The 24,842-nt window shown below is 66.8% G+C and carries 22 protein-coding genes, 1 tRNA gene and 1 other RNA gene; 9 read left to right on the top strand and 15 right to left on the bottom strand.

Features of this window, described 5'->3' with window-relative positions:
- Window positions 1–27: 27 nt before the first annotated feature.
- From BWQ92_RS07535 to BWQ92_RS07525, 3 genes are read right to left on the bottom strand one after another with little or no spacing between them, the layout of a single operon-like run.
- A complete protein-coding gene (locus BWQ92_RS07535; RefSeq protein ID WP_172804260.1) occupies window positions 28–402 on the bottom strand; it encodes a serine protease inhibitor in 375 nt (124 codons plus the stop codon).
- Between the two features lie 2 nt (window positions 403–404).
- Window positions 405–1,355 (bottom strand): 3-methyladenine DNA glycosylase, encoded by a 951-nt coding sequence (locus tag BWQ92_RS07530; protein ID WP_157365121.1) that lies wholly within the window; start codon window positions 1,353–1,355, stop codon window positions 405–407.
- A 4-nt stretch (window positions 1,356–1,359) separates the two neighbouring features.
- Entirely contained in the window at window positions 1,360–1,992 is a 633-nt protein-coding gene (locus BWQ92_RS07525) for an SSI family serine proteinase inhibitor (RefSeq protein WP_076798969.1), read from the bottom strand.
- Window positions 1,993–2,233: 241 nt separating this feature from the next.
- Between BWQ92_RS07525 and BWQ92_RS07520 the strand changes: the two genes are divergently transcribed.
- The 3 genes from BWQ92_RS07520 (at window position 2,234) to BWQ92_RS07510 (ending at window position 5,419) form a co-directional block, all read left to right on the top strand.
- Window positions 2,234–4,660, top strand: coding sequence for a S8 family peptidase (locus BWQ92_RS07520; RefSeq protein WP_076798968.1), 2,427 nt, complete (start codon window positions 2,234–2,236; stop codon window positions 4,658–4,660).
- Between the two features lie 203 nt (window positions 4,661–4,863).
- Window positions 4,864–5,058 carry a hypothetical protein gene (locus BWQ92_RS07515; RefSeq protein ID WP_194718022.1) on the top strand — a complete coding sequence of 65 codons (195 nt, stop codon included), beginning with the start codon at window positions 4,864–4,866 and terminating at the stop codon, window positions 5,056–5,058.
- A gap of 175 nt (window positions 5,059–5,233) precedes the next feature.
- Complete coding sequence (locus BWQ92_RS07510) at window positions 5,234–5,419, top strand: hypothetical protein (protein WP_236783142.1); 186 nt, start codon at window positions 5,234–5,236, stop codon at window positions 5,417–5,419.
- Between the two features lie 80 nt (window positions 5,420–5,499).
- Here BWQ92_RS07510 and BWQ92_RS07505 read toward each other — a convergent pair whose 3' ends face one another.
- The 5 genes from BWQ92_RS07505 to BWQ92_RS07485 all read right to left on the bottom strand — a co-directional run bounded on the left by BWQ92_RS07505 (window position 5,500) and on the right by BWQ92_RS07485 (window position 11,974).
- Complete coding sequence (locus BWQ92_RS07505) at window positions 5,500–6,858, bottom strand: aspartate kinase (RefSeq protein ID WP_076798966.1); 1,359 nt, start codon at window positions 6,856–6,858, stop codon at window positions 5,500–5,502.
- A gap of 122 nt (window positions 6,859–6,980) precedes the next feature.
- Window positions 6,981–7,580 (bottom strand): recombination mediator RecR, encoded by a 600-nt coding sequence (gene recR / locus BWQ92_RS07500; protein ID WP_076798965.1) that lies wholly within the window; start codon window positions 7,578–7,580, stop codon window positions 6,981–6,983.
- Between the two features lie 91 nt (window positions 7,581–7,671).
- Window positions 7,672–11,448, bottom strand: coding sequence for a DNA polymerase III subunit gamma and tau (locus BWQ92_RS07495; RefSeq protein WP_076798964.1), 3,777 nt, complete (start codon window positions 11,446–11,448; stop codon window positions 7,672–7,674).
- 33 nt (window positions 11,449–11,481) lie between these two features.
- An RNA gene (ffs, locus tag BWQ92_RS07490) (signal recognition particle sRNA small type) lies at window positions 11,482–11,578 on the bottom strand.
- Window positions 11,579–11,650: 72 nt separating this feature from the next.
- Entirely contained in the window at window positions 11,651–11,974 is a 324-nt protein-coding gene (locus BWQ92_RS07485; RefSeq protein ID WP_076798963.1) for a hypothetical protein, read from the bottom strand.
- 156 nt (window positions 11,975–12,130) lie between these two features.
- Between BWQ92_RS07485 and BWQ92_RS07480 the strand changes: the two genes are divergently transcribed.
- A tRNA-Ser gene (locus BWQ92_RS07480) sits at window positions 12,131–12,218 on the top strand.
- Window positions 12,219–12,302: 84 nt separating this feature from the next.
- Here the strand turns inward: BWQ92_RS07480 and BWQ92_RS07475 are convergent.
- A complete protein-coding gene (locus tag BWQ92_RS07475; protein ID WP_076798962.1) occupies window positions 12,303–13,211 on the bottom strand; it encodes an oxygenase MpaB family protein in 909 nt (302 codons plus the stop codon).
- A gap of 159 nt (window positions 13,212–13,370) precedes the next feature.
- Between BWQ92_RS07475 and BWQ92_RS07470 the strand changes: the two genes are divergently transcribed.
- Together BWQ92_RS07470 and BWQ92_RS07465 are read left to right on the top strand one after the other, a co-directional pair.
- Complete coding sequence (locus BWQ92_RS07470; RefSeq protein ID WP_236783141.1) at window positions 13,371–14,894, top strand: M23 family metallopeptidase; 1,524 nt, start codon at window positions 13,371–13,373, stop codon at window positions 14,892–14,894.
- A 622-nt stretch (window positions 14,895–15,516) separates the two neighbouring features.
- Complete coding sequence (locus BWQ92_RS07465; protein WP_076798960.1) at window positions 15,517–16,428, top strand: phosphodiesterase; 912 nt, start codon at window positions 15,517–15,519, stop codon at window positions 16,426–16,428.
- 79 nt (window positions 16,429–16,507) lie between these two features.
- Here BWQ92_RS07465 and BWQ92_RS07460 read toward each other — a convergent pair whose 3' ends face one another.
- Window positions 16,508–18,145 carry a stealth family protein gene (locus BWQ92_RS07460; RefSeq protein WP_216359077.1) on the bottom strand — a complete coding sequence of 546 codons (1,638 nt, stop codon included), beginning with the start codon at window positions 18,143–18,145 and terminating at the stop codon, window positions 16,508–16,510.
- Between the two features lie 37 nt (window positions 18,146–18,182).
- Window positions 18,183–19,112, bottom strand: a complete 930-nt coding sequence (locus BWQ92_RS07455; protein ID WP_076798959.1) for a hypothetical protein — start codon at window positions 19,110–19,112, stop codon at window positions 18,183–18,185.
- A gap of 148 nt (window positions 19,113–19,260) precedes the next feature.
- Here BWQ92_RS07455 and BWQ92_RS07450 point away from each other — a divergent pair, with 148 nt between their 5' ends.
- The gene (locus BWQ92_RS07450) at window positions 19,261–19,560 is read left to right on the top strand and encodes a type II toxin-antitoxin system VapB family antitoxin (protein ID WP_043417724.1); all 300 of its coding nucleotides are present in this window, start codon (window positions 19,261–19,263) and stop codon (window positions 19,558–19,560) included.
- Window positions 19,553–20,227, top strand: a complete 675-nt coding sequence (locus BWQ92_RS07445) for a LytR C-terminal domain-containing protein (protein WP_083706244.1) — start codon at window positions 19,553–19,555, stop codon at window positions 20,225–20,227. Before BWQ92_RS07450 ends, BWQ92_RS07445 begins: the two co-directional genes overlap by 8 nt.
- A 37-nt stretch (window positions 20,228–20,264) precedes the next feature.
- On the opposite strand, the gene BWQ92_RS07440 is transcribed toward BWQ92_RS07445, so the two are convergent.
- Together BWQ92_RS07440 and BWQ92_RS07435 are read right to left on the bottom strand one after the other, a co-directional pair.
- Complete coding sequence (locus BWQ92_RS07440; protein WP_076798958.1) at window positions 20,265–20,915, bottom strand: TetR/AcrR family transcriptional regulator; 651 nt, start codon at window positions 20,913–20,915, stop codon at window positions 20,265–20,267.
- A gap of 65 nt (window positions 20,916–20,980) precedes the next feature.
- On the bottom strand, window positions 20,981–21,700 hold the full coding sequence (locus BWQ92_RS07435) for a DsbA family oxidoreductase (protein ID WP_076803575.1): 720 nt from the start codon (window positions 21,698–21,700) through the stop codon (window positions 20,981–20,983).
- A gap of 179 nt (window positions 21,701–21,879) precedes the next feature.
- Between BWQ92_RS07435 and BWQ92_RS07430 the strand changes: the two genes are divergently transcribed.
- A complete protein-coding gene (locus tag BWQ92_RS07430) occupies window positions 21,880–22,902 on the top strand; it encodes a glycosyltransferase family 4 protein (protein ID WP_076798957.1) in 1,023 nt (340 codons plus the stop codon).
- A gap of 18 nt (window positions 22,903–22,920) precedes the next feature.
- Here the strand turns inward: BWQ92_RS07430 and BWQ92_RS07425 are convergent, their stop codons facing one another.
- Both BWQ92_RS07425 and BWQ92_RS07420 read right to left on the bottom strand, forming a co-directional pair.
- Window positions 22,921–24,051, bottom strand: coding sequence for a Gfo/Idh/MocA family protein (locus BWQ92_RS07425; protein ID WP_076798956.1), 1,131 nt, complete (start codon window positions 24,049–24,051; stop codon window positions 22,921–22,923).
- Window positions 24,048–24,806 (bottom strand): sugar phosphate isomerase/epimerase family protein, encoded by a 759-nt coding sequence (locus BWQ92_RS07420; RefSeq protein ID WP_076798955.1) that lies wholly within the window; start codon window positions 24,804–24,806, stop codon window positions 24,048–24,050. The genes BWQ92_RS07425 and BWQ92_RS07420 overlap by 4 nt, the downstream gene beginning before the upstream one ends.
- Between the last annotated feature and the right edge of the window lie 36 nt (window positions 24,807–24,842).

Raw genomic sequence — 24,842 nt, 5'->3', positions numbered from 1 at the left:
CGTGCCTGCCGCAAGATCTCCGCCAGCTCAGATGGCGCCGGAGGACCCGGCCACTCCGCCCAGCAGCGGGGACAGCGCCCGCCAGCGGGCAATTTCACAGCCGTCAGTCAAAGAAAACCGTGAGTTCACATCGCGGCCGTTGAAGGTGCCCGTCACCACCGCCACCTGGGGGCCGCCGTACTGCTGGGTGCACAGCTTGGGCGGGCCCGGCTCCGGGAAAAAGATCCCTTCGCCGAAGCGCCCGACGGCGGCAATCGCCGCCGCTGGATCCGGCAGCGTTGATTCGACGAGCTGGCCGGAACGGCTCACGAGGACAAAGACGTGTTCCGGGCCGCCCGGTGCATGCGTAAGCGCAACGGTCAGGTCAAGTTCCAGGTCCGGGGAACCAGGCGTCTCGGTCACCGTCAGGCCTCCGGGTCGAGGCCGTCGAGGAGCGGCGCCAGGGCAGCCAGCAGCCGGCCCCGCAGCACCTGGGCTTCGGCGGAGAACGCCCGCTGCTGCTCCACATACGCCGCCTTGCCGTCCGGCGTCTCAATCGGAATGGCCGGGTAGCCCCAGTCGGTGAGGTCATAGGGGGAGGCCTGCATGTCCATGGCGCGCACCCGCCACGACAGCTCGAAGCAGTCCATCACGAGTTCGCTCGGCAGAGCGGGGGAGAGCTTGTAGGCCCACTTGTAGAGGTCCATGTTGGCGTGCAGGCACCCGGGTTGTTCCATGGTCCGCTGGTTCTCCCGGCTGGGGGCCAGTTCGTTGCGGGGCACGGCGTCAGGCGTGTAGAACCGGAAGGCATCGAAGTGCGAGCAGCGGATCCGGTTGTCCTCCACCACTTTGTCAGTTCCGGCACCGCCGAGTCTCAGCTTGAGGTACTCGTGGCGCAGCTCGAACTTCTCCTGCCGGTAAACCATGGCCCACTCGTGCAGGCCGAAGCACCCGAACTGCGCCGGACGCGCGGCCGTTCCGGCGAGGATGATCCGGGCAAAGCGGAGCGCCTCACGCCGCTCGGCCAGGAACGTCTCCCGGTCGAAGGTCACCGCGACGCTTCCGGACGGCAGGCCCAGGAGTGCCAGCTCACCGCCGTCGAGCGCTCTGTAGCACTTCCAGTCCTTGCGGGCGGCTGCCTCCGCTCCGGAAAGCACCACGCCGTCCCCGGGATGCCAGCGCAGCAGCTGCCCGGGCTTCTGGGTGTAGTAGGTGAAGAGGAAGTCCTCCACGGGATGCTTCCGCCCGGCCGAGCGGCGGGCGAGGTAGGGGTCGGCGTACCGGCGTACCCGGCGGGCATGTGCCGCTTCCCGTTCCCGCCAGTCAGCCGGGGAGAGGACCTGGGCAGCGCGGATCGTCAAAGCTGTTCCTGCCATGCTGCTAGAGTGCCCCGGCTGCAGCGCCGAGGATGTCCTTGGCTGCGTTCCAGGCTCCGATCTGGCAGCCGTCCCGCAGGGCGAAGGAGGTCTCCACGGGGGTGCCATTAACCTCGCCGGTCACGCTGGCCACCTGGGGGCCGGCATACTGCTGGGTGCAGGAGATGCCCTTGGGCGGAGTGGCGCGGTTCAGGATGGCTGCATTGTTCTTCAGCGCCGAGCAGGCCGCGGCCGCGCTGGGGTGCTGGCTCTCTGCCATCGGGACGCCGCCCTTGCAGACCAGTGTGTAGTTGACGGCCTTGCCGTCCTTCGAGGCCTTGACCGTGATGGACAGTTCGGCGTCTCCGGCGCTGGGGCCGGACGGCAGGGGAGCAGCGGAAGGCGGGGCGGGCGCAGGGACCGTTGTCTCGGCGTCGGGCGGTGTTGTGCCGGGGGCGGGGATACTGGGGCTGCCGGTGCCGGGTGTACCGGGTGACGCGGTGCCGGGCGTCTGGGTGCCAGGCGATGAGGTCCCGGGCGAGCCTGTGGTGGCACCCGGGGTGGCCGTGGGCTGGCCGGTTCCGGTGTCGGGGGTGCAGGCTGCGAGACCGCCCGTCGCTGCGAGGGCGAGCAGCACAGAAATCAGTGGCTTGCGCATGCCGGGTCTCCTCAAGTTTTTCCCATTCTACCGTCGGGGCACCGGACGGTCCGGAACGGGCGGATAACGGTACCCGGCAATTGCTAACGGAAGGGTATCGATTCTTCGGTGCGTAGGCGGTATCTTTCTGACATCAACGGGTGCGCGGCATAACCATACAGTGATGACGCCCATGGGGGGCAGAGCGTCCAGTTCGTGGGACCGAAGGTCTACAGGTCCTGAACAAAGGAAGGCATCCCCCATGATCCCTCAGCAGTCCACTACCCGCCCCGGATACGGCCGAAGGCTGCCGGCCATATTTGCCGTCGGACTGGCCATGGTCGTTGGCCAGGGCATCGCAGCCCCGGCCGCCGTGCCGGCAACGGCAGCCACCCAGCCAGCCGCCATTCAGCCAGCCTCTTCGCCACTCGACGACGGGCGCTACATTGTGATGCTCAAGGACAAACCGCTGGCCACCTACTCCGGTGGCGTGCCCGGCATCCCGGGCACGGCGGTGCCCAAGGGGAAGAAACTGAACCCGTCCGGCCCGAACTCACGCAAGTACGACGCCCATCTCAAGGCCAAGCAGCGGCAGGAGGCAGCGTCGAAGGGTGTGACCATCAGCAGGAACTACACCTTGGCCCTCAACGGCTTCAGCGCTGTCCTGTCCGCCGCGCAGGTCAAGGCGCTCGCGGGTGATGGCGACGTGCTGGCAGTGGTCCCGGACAGCATCCGCAAGCCGGACTACTCGAGCACAGATTTCCTCGGACTGCCCGGCAGGGACGGCGTCTGGGACCAGCAGTTCGGGGGCAAGGAAGAGGCTGGCAAAGGCATCGTCGTGGGCGTGCTGGATACCGGCTACACCCCGGACAACCCGTTCTTCGAAGGGGAGACGGTTGATCCCTTGTCCGGCACCCCGGATGTCGGCGTGCCGTACCGCCTTCAGGGCAACGTGATCGCGATGCGCAAAGCCAACGGCGGAACCTTTGTGGGTGACTGTGTGGCCGGCGACGCGTTCGATGGCACCGAATGCAACAGCAAGGTCATCGGTGCCCGGTTCTACGACAAGGCCTACAAGGCAGCGGTCCCTCCGGAGTTCCGGTCCCCGGAGGAGAAGTTCTCGCCGCTTGACGTCAACGGCCACGGATCCCACACGGCCAGCACGGCTGCGGGAAACAGTGACGTCACCCAGACGGCAGGCGGCCGGGACTTCGGCGAGAGCTCAGGCGTTGCGCCCGCAGCGAAGATTGCGGTGTACAAGGTCTGCTGGGAGGGCGCCATTCCCGAGGCTACCGGCTGCGTGGAATCGGACATTCTCAATGCCATCCAGGATGCCGTCCTCGACGGCGTGGACGTGCTCAACTTCTCCATTTCCGGAAACAACAACTCCACCGTCGATGCCGTTTCGCTCGCGTTCCTCAACGCCGCGGCCGCAGGGATCTTTGTGGCAGCCTCCGCCGGCAACTCGGGCCCGACGGCCTCCACCGTCAACCATGCCGGCCCCTGGATCACCACGGTGGGCGCCTCCACGTTTGACAACACGCTGCGCGGAACCGCCGAACTGTCGGATGGCAGCAAGTTCGCCGGGGCGAGCGTCATGAGCAGCGAGGTGGACTCCCAGCCGATCGTGCTGGCCGCGGACGTGAAGGCGGCCGCGGCAGCGGCTGCGGACGCGGCCCTGTGCGCGCCGAATTCCCTGGACCCCGCCAAGGTTGCCGACAAGATCGTGGTCTGCGACCGCGGTGTGATTGCGCGCGTGGACAAGAGCGCCGAGGTCCAGCGTGCGGGTGGCGTGGGGATGGTCCTGGTCAACCTGGTGCCGGGCTCACTCGACGCTGATCTGCACAGTGTGCCCACGGTCCATGTGAACGACCCGAAGATCAAGGACGTGGTGGCGGCTACGCCGGGCATGACGGCAAGCCTCAAGGCGACCGATACCACCGGAGCCACACCGCCGCCAGTGCCCCAGATTGCGGAGTTCTCCTCCCGGGGTCCGAGCCTGGCCTCCAACGGAGACCTGCTCAAGCCGGATGTGGCAGCTCCCGGCGTGGCCGTGCTGGCTGCCGTTTCTCCGGTGGGCTTCAACGGCGAGACCTTCGGGTTCCTCTCCGGCACGTCCATGGCGGCCCCGCAGATTGCAGGCTCGGGCGCGCTGCTGCTGGGCAAGAACCCGCAGTGGTCCCCGGCGGCCGTGAAATCAGCCATCATGACCACGGCCTATGACCTGGTCAACGCCAAGGGAGCCGCAGTGCATGACGTCTTTGCCCAGGGCGCCGGCCATGTTGATCCGGCCCGGTTTGACTCGCCGGGGCTCGTCTACGATGCCGGCATCAGCGACTGGATGGGCTTCCTCCAGGGCCAGGGGATTGACCTTGGTGTGGCCCCCATCGCAGCCAAGGACGTGAACCTTCCCTCCGTGGCCCTGGGCGCCATGTCCGGCAGCCAGACGGTCACGCGCACTGTCACCGCGGTGACGGCAGGAACCTACCGGGCGGCGATCACCCTCCCCGGCATCACCGCGACTGTCAGTCCGGCAGAAGTGACCCTGGCCGAGGGCGAAAGCGCCAGGTTCACCATTACCTTCATCACCGCCGGGGCTCCGCTGAACGCGTATTCCACCGGATCCCTGACATGGACCTCGGGCGACAACGCCGTGCGTTCACCGGTGGCGGTGCGGCCGGTGGCCTAGTGCCGCAGTTCCCCAGGACGGACGACGCCGGGACTCACCACGCGTGGTGGGTCCCGGCGTCGTGGCTTAACTGCTTTGGCGCAAGGTGGGCGGGTGGGGAGCGGCAATAGTTAGTGCACTAACGGTCGGTGTATCCTTGATAGTGGCAGTAGTCCTGAAATGGAGTGGATACCGTGGCAAAAGAGAACGCCGTACAGCGGTTCATGCGGGCAACAGGCAAGCTTAGGGCGGTCTTTGGCCCCGCGAACAGGAGTTCGCTGGTGCACGACATGACCGAGGAAAACCGTAAACTGCTCGCCCAGCGCGAGGCCGAGACGCAGCAGTGGGAAACCGTCCGCCGCCCCGACGGCAGCACGTATGTTGTGCCGCGCAACCCGGACGATAAGTCCCTCCGCTAACGGACGCTGAAAACCCCGGCGGCCTGGACCATGCCGGCGGCTGAACCCTGCCCCGTCGGGGTTCTTTTCGCGTGCCGCGGCGTAAAATAAGGGCACCGGCAGTCGAAGGGCAGACGCTCTCCGCCTTCAAGCAGGGAAGGGGGTGGGACTTGTGGCACATGTGCTCACTGGCTTTATGAATCTGACGGACAGGCTCCGGTTCGTATTCGGCCCTGCCGCTGTAGGCGACTCAGCTGCACCGGTGGTTCACCTGCATGACGATTACGAGCACGCTTCCGAAGAGGATCTAGCCCAGTTCGAGGTCGAGACCGACTCCGAGGGGCACCACTATGCTGTCCGCAAGAGCGACCTGAATAAGTGACAAGCCCTGTAAGTGAAGAAGCCCGGTGCGCGTGAGCGCACCGGGCTTACTTCTGCACTGGCGAAGTGCCAGCAGGCACCTTAGCGGCCGGTACCGCCGTAGACGGTGGCGACGGCTTCGCTGTCCAGGTCGAACGCCTTGTGGATGGCGCGGACGGCGTCATCGAGCAGGTCAGCGTGGGTCACCACGGAAATGCGGATCTCCGACGTGGAGATCATGTTGATGTTGATGCCTGCGGCGGACAGGGCCTTGAAGAACGTGGCTGAAACGCCCGGGTGGGAGCGCATGCCGGCGCCGATCAGCGACAGCTTGCCGATCTGCTCGTTGTACTCGATGCTTTCGAAGCCGATTTCAGCCTGCGCGGCGTGGAGGGCGGCAAGGGCGTCGGCGCCTTCGACGATGGGCAGGGTGAAGGAGATGTCCGTCCTGCCGGTGCCGTGCGTGGAGACGTTCTGGACGATCATGTCGATGTTCGAGTGCGCGTCCGCGATGACCTGGAAGATCGCGGCTGCCTTGCCCGGGATATCCGGAACACCCACAACGGTGACCTTTGCTTCCGAGCGGTCGTGTGCAACACCGGAGATGATTGGCTGCTCCAAGGCAACTCCCTCTTGAGTCGTGATCTTGTCATCGGCGCCGGGCATGACCCAGGTGCCTTCGTTCTGGCTGAATGAGGAACGGACATGCAGCGGCACGCCGAACCGCCGGGCGTATTCGACGCACCGGAGGTGGAGGATCTTGGCGCCGGAGGCGGCCAGTTCCAGCATCTCCTCGCTGGAGATGCGGTCGATCTTCTGGGCCGACGGAACGACGCGGGGGTCCGCGGTGTAGATGCCGTCAACGTCGGTGTAGATCTCGCAGACGTCCGCCTCGAGGGCGGCGGCGAGGGCCACGGCCGTCGTGTCCGAACCGCCGCGGCCTAGCGTGGTGATCTCGTTGGTGGCGCGCGTCATGCCCTGGAAGCCGGCGACGATGGCGATGTGCCCCTTGTCCAGGGCGGTACGGATGCGGTGCGGGTCGACGTCGATGATCCGGGCTTTGCCGTGGATGCCGTCCGTGATCATGCCGGCCTGGGAGCCCGTGAAGGACTGCGCGGATGCACCGAACTTGTTGATGGCCATGGCCAGCAGGGCCATGGAGATGCGTTCGCCTGCCGAGAGGAGCATGTCCATCTCGCGGGCCGGGGCAGAGTCGGTGACCTGGGCGGCAAGGTCAAGGAGTTCGTCGGTGGTGTCACCCATTGCGGAGACGACGACGACGACTTCGTTGCCGGCCTTCTGGGCGTCGACCACGCGCCTGGCCACGCGCTTGATGCCGTCAGCGTCAGCCACCGAGGAGCCGCCGAACTTCTGCACGATCAGCTGTTTGGTGACAGCAGCATTTGCGGGCAGCTCCTGCGGCTGCGGTTCGGTTTTCACATCGGTACTGGGCATACTCATGCGTGCACCCTCACTGGATCAAATTGGGTTCTGGAGGCCAGACGGCCTTACGGCACGGCGGCATATTGATTTCAACAGTTTATCGCCGCGGTCTGCCGCCTGTGGAATTGTGACCGTTCCGGTCAGCTGAGCGCGTTCCGGCGGCCCTCGAAGGCCCTGCCCAGGGTGACTTCGTCCGCGTATTCGAGGTCGCCGCCCACGGGAAGCCCGGAGGCGAGCCGGGTGACGGCGACCCCGATGGACTGCAGCATGCGCGCCAGGTACGTGGCCGTCGCCTCGCCCTCAAGGTTCGGGTCAGTGGCGATGATGATCTCCTGGACGGCGCCGTCACTGAGCCGGTTGAGCAGTTCGCGGATCCTCAGCTGCTCGGGGCCCACCCCGGCGATCGGGTTGATGGCGCCTCCGAGCACGTGGTACCGGCCCCGGAATGAACGCGTGCGCTCCACCGCCAGCACGTCCTTGGACTCCTCCACGACGCAGATGACCGAGGGGTCCCGCCTCGGGTCGCGGCAAATGTTGCACAGCTCCTGCTCGGTGACGTTGCCGCAGGAGGCGCAGAACTTGACCCGCTCCTTGACCGTGGTGATGGCCTCCACCAGCCGCTTCATGTCCTGGGGATCTGCCTCCAGGATGTGGAACGCCAGGCGCTGCGCAGACTTCGGCCCAACGCCGGGAAGGCGTCCGAGCTCGTCGATCAGCTCCTGAACTGCACCCTCGTACACTTTGTCCTCGATTGTTTGGTTGAAACTCGTTGCTTGGTCTGGGGATGACCGGGCAGGTGCCGCTCACGGGCGGGGCGCGGGTTGCCGTGCCCTAGTACCTCGGCATCAGGGGGCTGCCGTCCAGCGACCGTTCCTCGATGAGCTTTCCGCCCAGAATACGCTCGACGGCGGCACGGCCAAAGACGCCCGACTCCTCAATGGTTTCGTCATCCGCGCTGGGAATGTCCTGCACGTATGGCGCCGGTTCTTCCACGCTCCGCGCGGGCGCCTTGGCCCGTCCAGCCTCTGCCTCCGGACTGTTGGAAAGCCTCTGGTACAGGCTCAGCTTGCCCCTTGCAGGAGTCTCGGGTGCAGGGGCGGGCGCGGCGGTACGGGCGGCGGCAACAGCGGGTCCCGCCTGGATGGCGGGCCGCGCCTGGATCGCTGGTCCGGTTTGAACTGCAGGTCCTGCCTGAACTGCAGGTCCTGGGCTGGCCGCGAACACGGGAACCCTGACGTGGGCGACGTCCGTGGCATCGGCCACGGCCGGCGGGCGGACACCCTGGGCCGGGGTGGATACCCCGTACTCGGAGCTGGCAGCCGGTGCGGAAGCCATGGCGTAGGCAGGAGCAAACTCCGGTGCACCCCGCTCGGCGGTTTCCGGAGAGGTCGCGCCCTGCACATCCTCGGCACGGCGGCTCCCGCCCTGGCCGTCGCTCTCGCCCGGAGCGCTTTCACTCCAAGCCGTGGACGGCTGGTTTTCCGCAGCCGCGCCCCCGTTGCCGTGCGGCGGCTGGGCGGCAGCGGGCGGGTAAGCCGGCGCAGCGGACTCGTCTGGATCGTCGCCGTTTTGGTCGTCGGCTGCGCCCCGGTATTTGCCCACATTGCTTTCGGAACCGAGAAGCCACACGCCGGGCGTTTGCTCCACAGCACGGGACCACGGATCAGCGGAGGTGTCGGGCCCGGATTGACGTACCGGTGGTGCCGAATCAGCAGTACTGGCATGAATTTTCGGCGCCGGCGGTGCAGACGCGGCAGCGTCGCGTGCTTCCGGTGCCGACGACGGCGCGGGGGCCTGCCACTGGCGTGACGGCTCCCAGTCCATGGGGGGCTCTTCTTCCAAGGGAGGCGCGTCCTCGTCCAGCGGAGGACCCCAGTCGTCATCCGGATAGGAATAGTCGCCGGCTTGGTGCTGCGGTCCGGACGCCGCATCCTGCCTTGCCGGCGGCTGGGGAGCTGGCTGTGTGGCACCAGGTTGTGTGGCACTCGGCTGGGCAGCACCGGTTGCCTGCGCGGCATCGCTGGTGGTGGCAGGCTGGTGGCCAGCGGCGGCCAGTCCATTGCCTGATTCACCGCGGGCGTTGCCGTCGCCGCCAGATGCGAGGTTCGCAGCCGGCGCGGCGGGGCTGGATGTATCACCGGATCCGGTGGCGGTGCCCGATGGGGACGCCGTGATGTTAGGCCCGGACCACTGCGGCGCGGAGCTCGGTCCAGCTTCCGGTGAAGACGGGCTGACTCGTCCGGCGGCGGAGGTGGCGGTGTCGGATGGGGACGCTGTGATGTTAGGCCCGGACCACTGCGGCGCGGAAGGCGCAGGAGCCTGGGGTGAAGGCGATGCGGCGTGCCCGGCGGCAGGCGCGGTGGACGGGCCTGCGGAACCGGGCACCGAACCAGCCTCCGGGCGGGCCGGAGCGGATTCTGCTTGCAGTGAGCCACCCGCCACGGGGGCGATGCCCCAATCCGCGTCAGTGGTGGTAGCCGGAACGTCCCGGCTAGTACGCGCTTTTGGGTTTGGTTCAGAGCTCGCTGAGCTGCCGGCGCCTGCAACGGCGGTGATCTGGCAGTCGATGCCGATGGTCTTGTGGATGGCCTGGCGCAGGTTCTCGGAGTGGTCCGCCCGGCCGAAGGCACCGGCGAGACCCGAGGTGGTGAAGATAAGCGTAAGGACCTGGCCGTCGAACTGGCCGACCTGGGCGTTCGGTTCCACGAGTGCCCAGGTGCTCCGCTTGATCTTTGCCAAGGTCTGCAGGACCTCGGGCCACGCACGGCGGAGTACTTCGACGTCGGCGTGCCCCGCGGAAGGAGGCAGGCCGGCAGAGGACGCGCCGGAAGGAGACGCACCGGCAGAGGTTTGCGGGGCAGAGGCTTGCGCGGGGGAGGACGGGGCGGGAGATGCCGGGGCAGCCTGTGCCGCCGCCGGCTGCGGACGCTGCGTCTGTTCGGGACGCTGGGCCTGTTCGGCGCGCTGGGCCTGTTCGGCGCGCTGGGTCTGTTCCGGACGGGTCTGTTCTGGCTGCGCGGCGGACTCCCGTGCTGGCGCGGCGGACTCCCGTGCTGGCGCGGCGGCAGGACGCTGGAATGCAGGTTCCCGGCCCTCAGCGGCGTGTGAATCCGGGCCGGGCCGGCGGTCGCGTGCGGCGGCCTCGTCCATGGGCCAGTCACCGGTGGTGATGCGCGGCGCAGCCAGTGCTTCCCTTTCGAGTGCAGCCTGCTCCGTGGGTGCGGCCTGAATGCTGGGTGGGCCCGGCACCTGCTGACGGTTCTCGTCAGGCGACGGAACGGATGCGGGAGCCGCCGCAGCGGCGGCAACTGCCGCAGGAACTGACGGAGCAGGCGCCTGAGCAGGTGCGGCCGGCGACTGAGCAGCAGGCGTGGCTGGGGCCGGAGCCGGCACGGCTGGGGCAGCCGGAACGGCGGCTGGAGCACCGGCGTCGGACCCCGAGTAGTTCAGGCGCCGCTCCACACGGTCGATCCGGGCGGCAATGCCGCGCTCGCTCTGCTCAGAGCTGGGCAGCAGGATCCGGGCGCAGAGCAGTTCCAGGTGCAGCCGCGGCGACGTGGCGCCCGTCATTTCCGTCAGGGCGGTGTTGGTGACGTCCGCCGCCCGCGAGAGCTCGGCTGCGCCAAGATTGTGTGCCTGGTTCTGCATCCGGGCGATTTGGTCGGCCGGCATGCCGCGGAGGATCGCCTGGGCGCTTTCCGGCATGGCCTGGACGATGATGAGGTCCCGGAAGCGCTCCAGGAGGTCCTCCACGAAACGGCGGGGATCGTGCCCCGTCTGGATGACGCGGTCCACGGCACGGAAGACGGTGGCGGCATCGGAAGCGGCGATTGCTTCGACGACGTCGTCCAGCAGCGAGGCGTGCGTGTAGCCGAGCAGTGCCACCGCGAGCTCGTAATCGAGGCCGTTGGGTCCTGCGCCGGCCATGAGCTGGTCCAGCACGGACAGCGAGTCCCGGACGGATCCGGCACCTGCGCGGATCACCAGCGACAGTACCCCGGGGGCCACCGGGACGTTCTCCTGGTGGCACAGCTGCTCGAGGTACGCCATCAGCGGCTCCGGCGGCACGAGCCGGAACGGGTAGTGGTGCGTGCGCGAGCGGATGGTCCCGATGACCTTGTCCGGCTCGGTGGTGGCGAAGATGAACTTGATGTGTTCCGGCGGCTCTTCGACGATTTTCAGCAGGGCGTTGAAGCCGGCCGAGGTGACCATGTGGGCCTCGTCAATGATGAAGATCTTGTAGCGGTCCCGCACCGGAGCATAGGTGGCGCGTTCGCGAAGGTCGCGGGCGTCGTCAACGCCGCCGTGGCTTGCGGCGTCAATCTCGATGACGTCGAGGGAGCCGGCTCCGCCGCGGGCAAGTTCGATGCAGCTGGGGCAGACGCCACACGGGGTGTCCGTGGGGCCCTTTGCACAGTTCAGGCAGCGGGCCAGGATGCGCGCAGAGGTGGTCTTGCCGCAGCCGCGCGGGCCGGAGAAAAGGTAGGCGTGGTTCACGCGGTTTTTGCGCAGTGCCGTCATCAGCGGCTCCGTGACATGCTCCTGCCCGATAACGTCCGCGAACGAGTCCGGGCGGTACCTGCGGTAAAGGGCAGTTGTAACAGTCACAGGGAAAACCTACCTATAGGGACTGACATTTAAATAAGAGACCCCTCATGCACCCGCCAGAGCCCATCTACCCTTGCTACCTTCCGGTCCTGGGGGAGTTCAACAGGATGACGCCACATGAGGGGCCGTCAGATACTTTACCCGAACTTTGGGTGTGGCCCGAATCGGCTCCGGCTGACCAGCGGCGGGCGCCGCGCACGTCTCACCGGTGCCCGTTCACGGGCCAGCTCATGAACGCCGGCTCCTCATAGGGGTGGGCCTGCCGCAATCCCTGCACGACGGCGTCGAGCACGTCCTCTTCAACGATGCACTCGATCCGGACCTCGGAAACTTTCTCCGGCTGGCCCGGGGTGCCGATGAAGGGCCGGGCCCCGGACAGCGGGGTAAAACGTCCCGTACCCGGCGACGTGAACGAGCAGTGCGAATAGTCGCCCAGCCGGCCGGCGCCGGCGTCACCTATCGCGGTGAGCACAGCTCCGGCGTGGGAATCGGGCACGTAAACCACAAGCGCATGCAGCTGGATCATGGCTCCATCCTGCCATCAGAGCCACGGCGTTCCGGGCCTTGGATGCCGGCGCCGTAGCCGCCGCAAAAGGTGCCTGTCCGGGAGGCCAATCCGGCCGATTGGGAGATGCCGGAAAGTTCAGGTATTCTAGTATCTGCTTTTGGTTCAAGAGCAGCTGGAGAATTCGCCTAGCGGCCTATGGCGCACGCCTGGAACGCGTGTTGGGTTAACGCCCTCGGGGGTTCAAATCCCCCATTCTCCGCCATCGGAAAACCCGGTTCTGACATCGTCAGGGCCGGGTTTTCTGTTTCCCTTTCTGAATGCCGAACAAATCCGGTGCGGGAGGCGGCTAAGTCACGCCCAGCCTCCGTAGCCGCTCGCGGGCGGCCAGCTGGCTCGGGCTGGCCGGGCCCAAGGCGCGGCGTACGACGACGAGGGTCGCCTTGGCGGCTAGACGCACCGGCAGCGGCAGCGGACCAAGGCGGGCGGTATGCAGCCCGAGCAGCCGGCGGTAGTCAGGATCCAGACTCAGGACAGCGGCATTGAACAGTACCCGGTAGCCCGGCTTCAGGAGCGGATGCAGGGGTGGATGCCGGATGAAGGCAACAGTTTCGGCAACCCGTTCGTCGCAGCGGAGGGTGCCGGTGGCAAGCCACTCTTCGAGTTCCCGCTCGAGGGCGGCTTTGCTCTCCGGCGGAAACTCTACGCCCATGAGCCTGCCTGCCTGGGCCCATTCGCGCACGTACGCGTCCGGGCCACCGGGGATGGGGCCGTCCCACAGCTCATGCGCGCGGAGAAACGAGTCCGTGAAGGTAATGTGCACCCAGCGGAGCAGCTCGGGGTCGTTGGCGGAGTACTCCCTGACGGTGCCGTCGCCGTCGACATACTTTCCGAATACGGACTCGTGCAGCCGGATCACCCTCGATGTTGCCGCCTGGGCTTCAGCGGTGGACCCGTAGGTGAGCGCATGGATCCACGCCGTGGTCCGGGCCAGACGCCCCAGCGTGTCCTCGCGGAAATTCGAATGGTCGTGGACCCCGGCGAGGACTGCGGGGTGAAGTGTTTGCATCAGCAGGGACCGGATACCGCCGATGATTGTCGCTATGCCGCCGTGGACGGCCCAGACCGCAGAGCCGGGGAGGAAATATCCGGGGTCATCACCCTGGGCAAACTTCCGGGACCAGTCCGGCACAGCATCCGGACTGCCGGTCAGCGTTCTTTTCAGTTCCGCCTGCCATTCCCTAAGGAAAGTCCGCATAACTCATTCTCGCGCGCCGAGGCGGCCCGGTTAAGCCTATGAAACCGGACCCGCTGGCCCCCCAGTTTTAGGGGTACCGCCGTGCTTGGGGCTGTGGCCACAATGGAGGACACGCTCGTCGAGATAGGAGTTTGGCGGGTACCGATCCAGGAGAATTCTGTGGCAAATCACGGGGGACACAAACATGCACCGAGGGCGACCGCCCCGGGCCGGATCGCGCTGCGGAGCTTGTCCGCAGCGGTGGTTGTAGGCTTTTCCGTCTTTGCCTTTGGGTTCCAGGGGCCAGCCGCCTCGATCCAGCAGCCCGTGGGCGCTGCCGTCCCGATCGCACCTCCCTCGGGTGTCGTCGGACCGGAGCTCCTGGATCCCGACAGCACCCCGCCCAGTTACGCGATCAGTGGGTCCGGCACCGCCGCACCCGCGAAGGCTCCTGCCGGCCGCACCGTCTCGGGCTCCACCGTGAAGGCCTCTAAGACAGGCATTGCCAAGTCTCCCGGTGTGGCCTCCACCGCGTTGAAGCGGCCGGCGGCCGGCTTCCTCATGGCACCCTTGGAAGTCCTCACCCCCAGTTCCTCGTTCGGGCTGCGGCACAGTCCGATCACAGGCGAGGCCGGCGAGTTCCACTGGGGCCGGGACTTCGCCGCCGCTTGCGGCACCCGCGTTTACGCCGCCGACGCCGGCGTGGTCCGGGCAGCCGGATGGCACCCCTGGGGCGGGGGCAACAGGGTCGAGATTGATCACGGCAACGGCCTGATCACCACGTACAACCACCTGCAGGGCATCGCCGTCGAGAAGGGCGATGCGGTGCGCGTCGGCCAGGTCATCGCAGAAGTAGGCACCACCGGCTCCTCCACCGGATGCCACCTGCACTTCGAGGTCATCAAGAACGGGCAGCACCAGGATCCCGCGAAATGGACCCTGCTGCCCATCCGGCAGACGGACGCGCTGACGCCGGCGGTCTTTACGAGTTTCGATACCGACGCCGCAACCACTTCCGGCTGGGCGATCCCCAATATTCCCGGGAACAGCGGACCGGGCAACACCGACGACAGCCTGACCCCGGCCACGGCAGCCGCAATCGCCAACCCCCGCAGCGGCAAGTCGACCCCGGCCCGGACCACGTTGGTCGTCAGCTCGTCGACCTCCGCTCCGTCAACTTCCCGCCCGGCATCAAAGCCGGCAGTTACAACGTCCCCCACGCCGACGGCGCCGAAGCCCGCCGCCGTGAAGCCCAAGCCGGCCACGGCGCCGGCACCCACACCCACACCGACGCCGACTCCCACACCAACGCCTACCCCAACCCCAACTCCCACACCCACCCCGACGCCGACTCCCACACCGGTGGACCCCGCTCCGGTAGCCCCGGCACCTACGGAGCCGGTGGCTCCGGCCGAGCCTGCGCAGCCGGCACCCTCCGACCAGGTTGCGCCTTCAGCACCGATCACCAGTGCCGAACCGGCCCCAACAGAGGCCGCGCCTGTGGAGCCCGCCCCGGCGCCCGAGCCGGATCCGGTCCCGACGCCGACGGCCGTGGAAATCACGGCACCGGCCCCAGTTCCCACGTCGGAACCGGCGACCGCCCCCGCGCCCACTGTTGCGCCCAGTGTTGCGCCAACAGAGGATGCGGCAGCGGCGGAAGCTGTCCCGGCGGCACCGACGGCGGAGCCAACGACGGCGCCGTAAGCGGTGGCGGACAGCCGCCGTCGGGCTGTTCGCACACCAGATGAAGTCAAATGGTCAGGAGGTCCAGGGAATGCAACGGAAGCCAACGCCGTTGATACTAGTGACAGCCATGCACCCGGCGAGAGAGCACGATGTGACTTCCCTCCGAACGATTCCGCCGACGCCCGACGGAAGCCGCGCGGGTTTCGGCTGCCTGACCGGCGATCCGGTGCCCGAGTCGGGCCCGTCGGCCGACCCCGCATGTACAGGCTGTACCGGACTTGCCGGCCGGCTGGCCCGACCGGCGCTAGTGCGCGCCGTCGTCCATGGCATAAGTAGCCCCACGCAAGGCAAGCCGGGCACGTTCCGGAAGAGCCTTCCGCCCGGAACAGCCGGCGGACTCCGGGTCCTCCCCTTTATCTCTGCAAGCTAAATAACGCGCGGCAAATTAACGAAGCGGCCATCAGGATGGCCGGGCAAGGAAACGAAAGCGAGGAAGGTAGCCTGGACGCGGCGGCGGTGTCGTAATTTTTCAACATGCTAACTCCCGTTTCCCCATAGTTCGCTTTTTATCTGGTTGGATGGAGCGTACTGAGAGGGAACACAGGAGGCGCCCCGCTTCCTCACTACCGCGAAGGCAGCAATGGAGCTCATCGAGGCCGAGCACCCCCGGCCACGCCATTTTCTACTCCACCTGAGTGACCCCCATCTGTTGGGAGGTCCGGACCCCCTATACGGCGCAGTTGACAGCGAAGCCCGCCTGATTCAGCTCTTCGACGAGGTCAAGGCGTCCGGTGCCCGCCCCGAAGCCGTGATTTTTACCGGCGACCTGGCGGACAAAGGCGATCCCGAGGCCTACGCCAAGCTCCGCGCAATCGTCGAGCCTGCCTGCCAGGATCTCGGTGCGCAGGGCATCTGGGCCATGGGCAACCACGACAACCGGGCCAACTTCCGGGCGGGGCTCTTCGGCCAGCATGGCAACGACGATCCCGTGGACCACAGCTACTACGTCAACGGGCTTCGGGTCATCACCTTGGACACGTCCGTGCCCGGCTACCACCACGGCGAACTCAGTGACAACCAGCTCGACTGGCTGGCAGGGCAGCTGGAGACCCCCACGCCGGACGGTACCATCCTGGCGCTGCACCATCCGCCGGTGCCGTCGGTGCTCGACCTGTCCGTGCTGGTGGAACTACGCGACCAGGCGTCGCTTGCCGCCGTGGTCCGGAACTCGGATGTGCGCAGCATCCTGGCCGGCCACCTGCACTACTCCACGACGGCGAGCTTCGCCGGCATCCCTGTGTCGGTGGCCTCAGCCACGTGCTACACCCAGGACCTGAATGTTCCGGTGGGCGGCACGCGCGGCCGCGACGGCGGTCAGGCCTTCAACCTGGTGCACGTTTACGAGCACACCGTGGTGCATTCAGTGGTGCCGCTGGGTTCCACACCGACTGTGGGCGAGTACGTCAGCCCTGAGGAGACGGAACGCCGCCTGGCTGCAGCCGGAATCCGCATCCCCGAGGGCGCCAAACGCCCGATCCTCACACGGAAGTAGCGTCACTACCCACGAAAGAACCCCGCCAGTAGCCTGGCGGGGTTCTTTCCGCATTGCAGGGGCCTCGGCTTTCCCGGTTTTACTTCTCCCAGGGCGCCTTAATGGGGTAGTACTTTTCCAGGAACTCGGTAACCAGCTCCGCGCGTTCCTCCGCCGGAACTTCCGGAAAGCTGCCGTCATTGAGGCAGAAGAAGTCCATGTTGCGCTTGTTCAGCAGCTTGGGCAGGTACTTCAGCCCCGACCGGAGTGTGGTGTCCACATACCGCACCTTGGCCGCCGTCTGGGTCACGGCCCGGCCGGTCAGCAGTGCGTAGTAGTGGTAGAAGGAGTTCGTGACGGAGATGTTGTCCGCAGCACGGAACGTGCTGGCGGCAGTGCTTGCAAACTCCGCCGGGAACTCCTGCTCCATCTGCGCCACGAGGCTCCGGCGCAGCGGGGCGGCCGTGTGCTCCAGGTGGCGGGTGGTGATCCGGCCGAAGCGGTTCCAGAGCAGCTTCCGGTTGACCCGGGCCGCGTTCTCAAAGCCGCTGCGTTCGGCATCGTTCTCGCCGAGGCCGATGCGGGTCTCCGCCTCGATGAACTTGGTGATGCCGCCCGGGGTGAAGAACATGTCCGGGCCCACAGGGCGCCCGAAGAACATGTCATCGTTGGAGTAGAGGAAGTGCTCGGAGAGCCCCTCGATGTGGTGCAGCTGGCACTCCACAGCCTGCGAGTTGTGGGTAGGCAGCACCGACGGGTCGGCGAAGAACTCCTCGCTGCGGACGATGGTCACTGACGGGTGGTCGCTCAGCCACTCGGGCGCGGGGGAGTCCGTGGCGATGAAGATGCGGCGGACCCACGGCGCGAACATGTACACCGACCGGAGCGCATATTTGAGCTCATTGATCTGCCGGTAGCGTGCCTCGTGGTCGTCGCCCTCGCCCAGGACGGCTTGCGACTGCCGGGCACGGCGGGCGGCGATGTACTCCGGCGAGCTACCGTCCACCCAGGAGAAAACCATGTCGATGTCGAAGCTGATGTCGCTCGCGTGGTCAGCGAACATGTTCTCGATGGTGGGCCACGTGTGGCCGTAGCGTTCAACCGTTCCGCGGACGGCCTCGTGCGCCATCATGGTGCGGCGGGTGAGGGAGTTTTCGATGGGCAGGATCACTTCGTTGCCCAGGAAGCTCCACAGTTCAACCTGGACGCCGGCGGAGGCACCGAATTCGAAGCCGCCCACCGGCTCGACCCGCGGGCGGTACAGCCGGAAAATACGTGCCTGCCGGTTGACGGACAGTTCGCCGTCGGCGACCAGGACGGACATTTTCTTCTTCGCGTCCACGGTCATGGAGTAGAACGGCTCGTTCCGGCAGGCGGCAACGAGGGCGGACCGCAGCTTCTTGCGGTCCTTCCAGTCAAGGGCGATCACCGGGCGGTCATTGTTGCCGCGGACCAGCAGGTAATCCAGCCCGGCACCATCCAGCACATTCCGCAGGAAGAGCAGGTCCTCCACCATGGCCTGGTAGGGCGTCCGGGTGTCATTGATCAGCGCGTACCGGCCCGATCGGCGAATGACGTCGGGGCGGTGCTTGAGGCGCGCGACAGCCGCCGGCGACGTTGCCTCCGCGAGTACGGGTATGTCCTCGGATGCCTCGGCGCCGTAGTAGATATCGTCCTGAACCGTCACGTCGGTAATGGTGTTTCTCCCATGCTGTTGGGGGTGAAGTCTTACTTGCATGATAGTCCTGCTCGGAAAACGTGCAGGGCAGGGGGAGCTAGCCGAGCAGCGCCTGCCGCCAGCTGGACAGGAAGGCCGCGCCGGCGTCGTCGTGAATGACCGTTTCGGGCAGGCCCAGGTCGGCGGCGGTGAGAATGTCGTAGGGCTTGGCCGGGACTCCGTCTGCAGGGCGGACGTCGACGTGTTTGACGGCGTGGTCGTTGTGGTGCAGCCAGTCCGCCATGGCGTAGTCCGTGCGGGAGTCCCCGACCGTCCGCCAGGCCTGCGGTGTGATGCCCTGGGCCGCCAGCATCTCCACGGCGCGGCTCGCGCCGAGGTCCTTGCCCAGCTGGACCGACTCAATGTCAGTGGAAATGATCGTGGGGTCCAGGCGGTAGTCGATCTCGTCGTCGGAATTGGGTGCATGGTGGTCCAGCCGCACGACGCCCAGGTCGTGGCGCTCCATCAGTTTCAGGGCCTCGGCATCAAACAGCTTCTGCTCGGCGAGGTATTCACTGTTGGGCACTTCAATGTGCTGTTCCACGGACACCATGGCGCGCTTGGTCTCGTCGAAGAACATGTGGGACGAGTAGTCCTCGGCCACCATGCGCCGGATGTCATCGCCGAAGGCCGCGGGCATGGCCAGCTCGTGGTCCACGTGGATGGGCCCCGGACCGGCCGAGGTGTAGCTGAACCACACGGCGCCCTTTTCACAGATGGCGTGGATCAAGGTTCCGCTCGGCATCCCGGCCGCGATCATGGGCTCCATGACCTGCTCGCGGATAAACGTGTCCGAGCGTCCCGTGTTGAAGATGACCGGCACCCCGGCCTTCGCGAGCGCAACCAGGTCGGCAATGATCTCCGGTTTCACATCCCTCGTGACCGGGCTGGCAACGGGTCCGTCAACGTCCAGGAGAAGGGCCAGGGCCGGTTCCGACGGCCTGTGGGTGCCGAAGCGCGGGGCAGCATGCGCAGAGGGTGCAGTCATGCTTCCATTCTGTCAGCCGGCACCGGCGAACCCGTTCCGGTCCGGGTTGGCCGCCCGGATGTGACACATAGTTACTGTTTGGCCACAACCTCCCGCGGCACGCTGATTCCACATTCCCTTGAACCTGCCGGTTGCATACGCTTGCAGGGTGATATTCAAAGCTGTGGGCGAGGGACGCCCTTACCCCGACCATGGTTTCAGTACCCCCAAAGACTGGGCGGCCCTTCCGCCCCGTCCCGTGCGGCTGGATGAACTTGTGACCACCAAGCGGACCCTGGACCTTGAAGCGCTCCTTGCCGAGGACTCCACGTTCTTTGGCGACCTTTTTCCCCACGTGGTGCAGTACCAGGGCACCCTATACCTGGAGGACGGCCTGCACCGGGCGGTGAGGACAGCACTCCACCAGCGCACCGCGATACATGCAAGGGTGCTCGTGATCGATGGCTAGAAAACCCAAGGACCTGACCGTCCTGCACGGTCACCGCGTGATTACGGGCCCGGAGCTCCGGGCCACGTTCGTCGATGATGACGGGAACGCGGAAAACCCCGGCCGGCTGCGCCGCCGGATCCTGCACGGCGTGGTCCTCGTGCTGTTGCTGGGCCTCATTGTCGCGGGGATCATGGGGGCGATGGGCGTGATGAGCGGGCAGATCAAGTTTCCGTCCGCCATCCAGGCCCAGGAGAATTCTTCCGCCTGCCCCGCCACAACCTTCGACTACACACCGCCGGCCAAAGTGAAGGTAAACGTCCTCAACGCCACGAACCGCAACGGCCTGGCCAAGGCGGCGGCCAATGAATTCAAGGCCCGGAAGTTCGTTGTTGGCAATGTGGCCAACACCGAGACCGGGTACCGCGGTGTGGCGGCCATCGTCTCGGGTGCTGCCGGACAGTCGGCGGCCTTCACTGTCCAGCGGAACCTCCCGGGCTCTGACTACTTCCAGGACGGCCGTAAGGATGCCAGCGTGGATGTGATCCTGACCAGTGATTACCGCGGTTTGGTCAAGCCGCAGCTTGTCGACCAGACCCCGGGCCAGCTCAGCTGCCCGCGGGAAAGCCGGCGAGTCGCCGACGATTCGCAGTGGCCGGTCATGCCCACCCAGGGCGCCACGCCCTGATCCTGGCGGGCTGATCCTGGGCGGGGACGGCTGACGCTTAGCCGGCCGCAGCGGCCGGCGGGTGCAGTCGTACGGGACGGCCGCCGTCGTCGAACCGTGCCCCGGCGCCCAGTTGGATGAAGCGGACCGTGCGCGAAATCCTTTCCTCCAGGTCCTCGGAGTCGTCGCCGCCGCGGGCGGCGCTGGAGGAGAGCGTGCCGTGGATCAGCTGCGCCTGCTGGAGCGGGTCGGCCGCCGGGAAGTAGCCCTGGTCCATGCCGTCGCGGAGAATGTCCTGCAGCATGTCGCTGAGCCCGCCCACGTGGTCAGCCAGCTTGGCGAACGACGCCGGCGAAAGGACGGCACCCATGGCTGGACCCGGCGGAAGGTGGCGCCGGCTGAGGTCCTCCACCTGCGCCCGCACGTACAGGGCCAGCCGGTCCACCGGGTTGTCGAGCCGGGACAGCGACTCGCGCAGCCCCGCCATGAACCGCTCCGTCTCCACGAGGGCGTAGGCGATCAGGAGCTCTTCGATGTCCGCGTAGTAGTTGTAGACGGCTGTGCGGCCAACCCCAGCGTGCCGGGCCACATCCGTCATGGTGAGCCCGGGCAGCCCGTGGGAGAACAGAAGCTCGCCGAAGGCGTTCAGGATACGGCGCTGGGTCTCGGCGCGTTGTGCAGCGTTGCTGGGGGCCGAAATCCGGGGCATGGGGACACCTTACCGCGATCTGTCACTAAACCGCTCCCGAGTTTTCCGTTCGTAATCCTGCCGGTTCAGACGGGGCAGCCGTCCGGGCCGCAGGCCTCGGCGTCTCCCGCCACGTTGCCGGATCTGTCCGAGCCCACCATCACCAGCGGGTGCGCTTCCTGCCACGCCTGCTCCAGCGCCATGCTGAATGTAGCCGCCGGCTGCGCTCCGGACAGTCCGTACTTGCGGTCGATCACGAAGAAGGGAACGCCGCTGATGCCCAGGGCACGGGCCTCGGCGAAGTCGCGGCGGACGTCGTCGGCGTATTTATCCGTGCTGAACAGCTCGCTGATTTCGCCGGAGTCCAGGCCCAGGTCCGCGCCGAGCGACGTCAGGTACTCGCGGCTGCCGATGTCCTTGCCGTGTTCGAAGTGGTCGCTGAGCAGGCGTTCCTTCGCGGCGTCCTGCTTGCCGTGGGCGGCGGCCAGGTGGATCAGCCGGTGGGCGGTAAAGCTGTTGGCAACCACGACGGCGTCGAACCGGTAGTTCAGACCCTCACCTTTGGCCTGGGCTGCTACATGGTCGAACATCTGTGTGACCTGGTCCGGGGCCAGGCCCTTGCGCTTGCTGAGGTAATCGAGTTCGGTGCCGTCGTAGTGCTCGGGCACGGTCGGGTCCAGCTGATAGCTGCGCCACTGCACCTCCACCTGGTCGCGGTGCGGGAACTCGGCAAGGGCGGTCTCAAACCGGCGCTTGCCGATGTAGCACCACGGGCAGGCAACGTCTGACCAGATCTCAATCTTCATGCCTGCGACAACTTCCGCGGCTTCCCCGGCATTCCTGTCCCGGACAGTTGCTTTGGTCACTTCGCTGGATACTGCCATCTGGGAGCCGGATTTCACGTAGCCCTTGTCCGGAGGGAGGGCCCGCCATAGTGTTTGGACTAACTCCCGGCGGGCACGCCACAGATCTGCGGGAGATGACAATGCGCATTGGACTGATATCGGCTCCGTGGATCCCGGTTCCGCCGCCGGGGTACGGCGGCACAGAACGGGTGGTGGACAGTCTTGCGCGCGGGTTCGCGGCGGCAGGGCATGACGTCCTGCTGGCCGCCCCTTCCGACAGCACCTGCCCCGTTCCCCTTGCCCCGCGGATGCGCCCCTCCGAACCGGCCGACCTGGGCCTCGCACTGTCTGAACTGAGCCACATCATTCGGGCCTACGACGGCATGACCGGCGTCGACATCATTCATGACCACACCCTGAGTGGCCCCCTGTACGCCCATCGGCCGGCCGGAATCCCGGTGGTTACCACGATCCACATCCGCCTGGCCCGGCAGGCCGCGGACCTGTACCGTGCCATCGGGAAGACCACCGGAATTATCGCCATTTCCCATGACCAGGTCAGCCGGTCGCCGGAGGTGCCGGTGGTGCGGGTGATCCACCACGGCATGGATGTGGCGTCCGTTCCCGTCGGCAAGGGAACGGGCGGCTACCTGTGTTTCGTCGGGCGGCTGTCCCCGGACAAGGGCATCCTCGAATCGATCCACATTGCGCGGGCGGCAGGGATCCCGCTGCGGGCCAGTGCCCGGATCCAGGGACCCGCGGAACAGGGCTATTTCGACGACGTCATCCGGCCGGCGCTCGGACCGGACGTCGAGTTCATGGGACAGCTGTCCGACGCCGAAAAATACGAGCTGGTGGGCGGCGCCATCGCCTTCCTGAATCCGATCCAGTGGCCCGAACCCTTCGGCCTCGTGATGATCGAGGCACTGGCCACCGGGACACCCGTGGTGGGAACGCCCGCGGGTGCTGCCCCGGAAATCGTGGAGCACGGCGTCACGGGATACCTGGGCGGCGTCGACCAGCTGGCGGCGTTTGCCGCCGAGGCTGGCGGCCTCAGCCGCCAGGCCTGCCGGGCCGCGGCGGAAGAGCGCTTCAGTTCGGCCCGCATGGTGGCCGACCATCTGGCCCTTTATGAGCGGATTCTCGGCGGGCAGGCGCGGTAGGAGCGTTTCCGAGGCCTTCTAGACGGTGGGCGCTGTGGGGTTCCAGTCCTCGGGGAGGGCCGCGGACGCGGGCGCGGAGCTTTCGACGTCGACGAATGTTCCGGACTCGATGGACTCAGCGATCGAGACCATCGTGTCCAGGACGTGGTAGGCGAGGTTGCCGGTGGCGCGGTGCGGAACGCCGCCGCGGATGGAGCGGGCCATGTCCAGGACCCCCATGCCGCGGCCGTTGGCCGGTCCGGTGGCGGGGATGACCGTCCAGTCCTCATCGCCGGCGCGCCAGAGCTTGATGTCGCCGTCGAAGTAGTTGGGATCCGGGAGCGAGATGGTGGCCTCGGTACCGGTGATCTCCACGAAGCCCATCCGCTGGCGGGGTGATTCGAACGAGAAGACGCTGTGCGAGGACTGGCCGCCTTCGAATTGGGCCATCGCGGAGACGTGGGTGGGGACGTCCACGGTGAATTCCTCGCCCGCCTTCGGGCCGGAGCCGATGATGCGGACCTCTTTGGCCTTGGAGCCGATGGCGGCCACCTTGCGGATCGAGCCGAACGTCTGAATGAGCGTGGTGAGGTAGTACGGTCCCATGTCGAACAGCGGCCCGGCGCCGTACTGGAACAGGAACGCCGGGTTCGGGTGCCAGGACTCCGGGCCGGGGGTCTGGAACGTGGTCATGGCGGTGAGCGGGGTGCCGATGTCGCCGCGTTCGATGAGCCGGCGGGCGGTCTGGAGTCCGGCGCCGAGGAAGGTGTCCGGCGCCGTGCCGAGGCGGATGCCGGCGGCGTCGGCAGTCTTCAGCAGCCCCAGTCCCGATTCGCGGTCCAGCGAGAAGGGCTTCTCGGTCCAGACGTGCTTGCCGGCGCGGACGGCGGCGGTGGCGACCTCCACGTGTGCGGCCGGGATGGTCAGGTTGACGATGATTTCGACGTCGGGATGGTTCAGTGCGGCGTCCACGCCGCCCCACTCGGGAATGCCGTATTCCTTGGCGCGGGCCTCGGCAGCCTCCTCGAAGAGGTCGGCGATGACGTGGACTTTCAGGTCCGGGAAGACGGTCAGGTTGTCCAGGTACTGCTTGCTGATGTTGCCGGCTCCGATGAGGCCGACGCCGACCGGACCCCGGCGGGAAGACGGCGTGGATGCGGGGGCGCTCATGCCTGGGCCCGTTCAGTGGCCTTGGCGGAGCCGGAGTTCAGGAAGTTCAGCGACTGGGTGATGCCATCGAAGATATCCCCGGAGTAGTCGTCGAATTCCACGACGCCGACTTCCAGCGACCTGGCGGCGTTGATGACGTCCCGCACCGGGATCTTGCCCTGGCCGGCAGGCTGCTGTGCCTTGGTGTCCGTGGTCAGGGGGCCGTCCTTGATGTGGATGAACTTCACCCGGTCACCCAGTCTGGTCAGGATGTCCACCGGGTCCTGGCCGCCCACGGCAGCCCAGAAGGTGTCCACTTCCAGGACCAGTTCGGGGTCCAGCAGCCCTTCGAAGTACTCCAGCGCGGTTTGGCCCTCGATGCTGGACTCCAGCTCCCAGGCGTGGTTGTGGTACCCCACGCGGATGCCGTATTCGGCGCCCTTCCTGGCGGCGGCGTTGAGCTTGGCCGCGGTGGCCTGGATGGCCTCCGCGTCCTGCCAGTGCTCAGCCGTGATGTACGGCTCGATGACGGTGCTGATGCCGAGCTCCTTGGCGGCGGCGAAGATTTCGTCCTGGTCCTGGCTGAGCAGCGGAGCGTGGCCGGACGGGGCGGTGAGTCCGTTGTCCTTCAGGGCGGCGCCCAACTCCTGGGCTGTGGCCACGAAGTTGTAGGGCTCCACCTGCGTGAAGCCGATCTCCGCCACCTTCCGGATGGTGCCGCTCAGGTCCGCCTGGATCTGGTTGCGGAGGGTGTACAGCTGGAGCGAGTAGGACATGATTTTCCCCTGACATGAGTATTGGAAAGCTGCGAG

The sequence above is a fragment of the Arthrobacter sp. QXT-31 genome, from assembly GCF_001969265.1.
Lineage (GTDB): Bacteria > Actinomycetota > Actinomycetes > Actinomycetales > Micrococcaceae > Arthrobacter.
The sequence above is the reverse complement of the archived record's forward strand: the minus strand, read 5'-3'. Positions and strand labels throughout refer to the sequence as shown.